The organism is Streptomyces sichuanensis, assembly GCF_020328095.1.
GTDB lineage: Bacteria > Actinomycetota > Actinomycetes > Streptomycetales > Streptomycetaceae > Streptomyces > Streptomyces cinnamoneus.
Window position 1 is genome coordinate 1 of sequence record NZ_JAIXMK010000176.1, and the last position, 3,190, is coordinate 3,190.

At 79.2% G+C, this 3,190-nt stretch carries 1 protein-coding gene; it reads left to right on the top strand.

Annotated features, from left to right (window positions below; genetic code table 11):
- On the top strand, positions 1–2,802 hold a 2,802-nt coding region (locus LE181_RS29895), incomplete at its 5' end, for a glycoside hydrolase family 84 protein (RefSeq protein WP_225664646.1).
- Positions 2,803–3,190: the final 388 nt, after the last annotated feature.

Below are 3,190 nucleotides of genomic sequence, written 5' to 3' on the forward strand. Positions count from 1 at the left end.
GGCGGCGACGCCCTCGCCGACCCGCGGCCCGGGGACGCGGCCGCCGCCACCGGCTCGCCGGGCACCCCGGACCGGGAGGGCGCCGGCGCCCTGCCGCCCGTGTGGCCGCGGCCCCAGTCGGTGCGCGACCGGGGCGGGTTCGCCCGGGTGGGTGACGAGGTCACCCTCATGGCCGAGCAGGGCACCGACCCCTACGCGATCGAGGCGCTCCGCACGATCCTGCGCGGCGCGGGAGCCCGTACCGTCGTCGACGCCCAGCCCGGTGGCACCCCGCCGCCCAGCGGGCTGATCGTCCATGCGGGCGGGCGGGCGGCCGAGGAGGCCCTGCGGGCGCTGGGCGCCCCACCGGCGGGCGACCTGCCGCCGGGCGGCTACCGCCTGGCCACCGGGCAGCTCGACGGCCGGCCGGTCGTGGCCCTGGCGGGCGCGGGCGCGGACGGCCTCTTCCACGCGGCGCAGACGCTGCGGCAGCTGGCCGTGGAGCGGGACGGCGGGCACGCCTTCGCCGGGGCGGCGATCCGCGACTGGCCGGGGACGGCGGTGCGCGGGCTGACCGAGGGCTTCTACGGGCAGCCGTGGTCGCACCGGCAGCGGCTGGCGCAGCTGGACTTCATGGGCCGCACGAAGCAGAACCGCTACCTGTACGCGCCCGGCGACGACCCGTACCGCCAGGCCCGCTGGCGCGACCCCTACCCGGCGGCGCGGCGGGCGGAGTTCCGGGAGCTGGCCGAGCGGGCCCGCCGCAACCACGTGACGCTCGGCTGGGCCGTCTCCCCCGGGCAGGCGATGTGCTTCTCCTCCGGCGAGGACGTGCGGGCGCTCAAGCGCAAGGCCGACGCGATGTGGGCGCTGGGGGTGCGCGCCTTCCAGCTGCAGTTCGAGGACGTCAGCTACAGCGAGTGGCACTGCGACGAGGACGCCGACGCGTTCGGCTCCGGGCCGAAGGCGGCGGCCCGGGCGCAGGCGAAGGTGGCCGGCGAGCTGGCGCGGCACCTGGCCGGCAAGGGCGCGGAGGCGGCGCCGCTGTCGCTGCTGCCCACCGAGTACTACCAGGACGGGCGCACGGCCTTCCGGCGGGCGCTGGCCGATGCCCTCGACCCGCGCGTGGAGGTGGCGTGGACGGGCGTGGGCGTGGTGCCCCGGACCATCACGGGCGGTGAACTGGCCGCGGCCCGGGCGGCCTTCGGGCACCCGTTGATGACCATGGACAACTACCCGGTCAACGACTACGCGCAGGACCGTATCTTCCTCGGGCCGTACACGGGCCGGGAACCGGCGGTGGCCACCGGCTCGACCGCGCTGCTCGCCAACGCCTCGGCGCAGCCCACCGCTTCCCGCATCCCGCTGTTCACCGCCGCCGACTTCGCCTGGAACCCGGGCGGCTACCGTCCCGACGAGTCCTGGCGGGCGGCCGTCGACGACCTGGCGGGCGGCGACGGCCCGACCCGCGAGGCGCTGCGGGCGCTCGCCGGCAACGACGTCTCCTCGGTGCTGGGCGGCGAGGAGTCGGCGTACCTGCGCCCGCTGCTGGACGGCTTCCGGTCCGCCCTGTCCGGCACCGACGCCGCCGCGCTCGACGGGGCGGCGGACCGGCTGCAGGGGGCCTTCCGCACGATGGCCGGGGTCCGCGAGCGGCTCGGCCCGGTCCTCGGCGAGGAGGTGGGCCCGTGGCTGGAGCAGCTGGCCCTGCACGGCGAGGCGGGCCTGCGGGCGGTGGACATGCTCACCGCCCAGGCGCGCGGCGACGGCGGCCGGGCGTGGCGCGCCCAGCTCGACGTCCAGCGGCTGCGGGCCCGCATCCGGGCGGGCCGGGCCACCGTCGGCAAGGGCGTTCTCGACGCCTTCCTCGACCAGGCGCTGGCCCGGGCCAACGGGTGGACGGGCGTCGACCGGCCGCTGGGCACGGCGGGCGCCGCCACCGACGGTGACCCGGCGACCGTCGTGACCGTGCCGGCGGGCGCTCCGCTGGCCGTCCGGCTGCCGGCGCCGCGCCCGCTGACGCAGGTCACCCTGCTGACCGCGCCGGTGGCCGGGGCGGGCGGCACCGTGGAGGCGCACGACCCGGAGAAGGGCTGGCAGCCGCTGGGGCCGGTGGCGGCGGGCGGCTGGACGCAGGTGCCGGGCCGGGGGCTGCGGGCCGACGCGCTGCGCGTGGTCTTCACCGGCGGCACGGGCGCCCCGCCGGCGGTGCACGAGTTCGCCCCGTGGTTCGCCGACACCGCCCCCGCGGAGTGGGAGCTCTCGCGGGACCGGGTGGACGCGGAGGCCGGTGGACGCCCCGCGGTCGTCGAGGCCCGCGTGATCGACCAGCGGCCGGAGACGGTCCGCGAGCCGCTGGTCGTGCGGGCGCCGAAGGGAGTGACGGTCACGGCCCCCGCGGAGGTCACGGCCGTGCGCGGGGGCGTGACCACGGTCCGCATCGAGCTGTCGGTCCCGGCGGGGACGCCCGCGGGCGTCTTCACCGTGCCGGTGCGGCTGGCGGGCCGGGAGCGGACGGTGACGGTCCGGACGTATCCGCAGGCCGGCGGGCCGGATCTGGCGCGCGGTGCGGGCCTGCGCCCCGACGGGAGCGCCTGGCTGCTGGAGCTGCCGCAGCCGGTGCGGCTGGGACGGCTCGTGCTGCACTGGGCGGGACGGCCTCCGCGCCACCGCGTGCAGGTGTCACCGGACGGCCGGGCGTGGCGGGACGCGGCGTTCGTCACCGACGCCGGGGGCGCGCTGCGGCTGGACGCCCCGGAGGTGCGCTTCGTGCGCGTGGAGGGGACGGGCCTGCGGCAGCTGGAGGCGTACGCGGCCCACTAGGGCGGACACGCACGCGCGGGGCACCGCCGGCCGGGCCCGGGCGCCGGGGGGACCGGGCGTGGCCGCCGGAGGGCCGGTACACCGCGACCGGGCCCGTCCGCCGGGGAACCGGGCGCCGCGGAGGGCCGGGAGCCGGCGGGCCACGGCGCCGTCCGGCAGGCCGCGGCGAGGCCGCGGAAAGGGCCGGAAGCCCGGCAGGCCACAGCGCCGCTCCCGCGGGACGCGGACGTAGCCACGGAAAGCCGGAAGCCCGGCGGACCACAGAGCCGTCCCGCAGGACGCGGACGTAGCCACGAAAGGCCGGAAGCCCGGCGGACCGCAACGCCGACCGGCAGGACGCGGACGTAGCCACGGAAAGGCCAGCCGGCAGGCCACAGCGCCGTCCCGC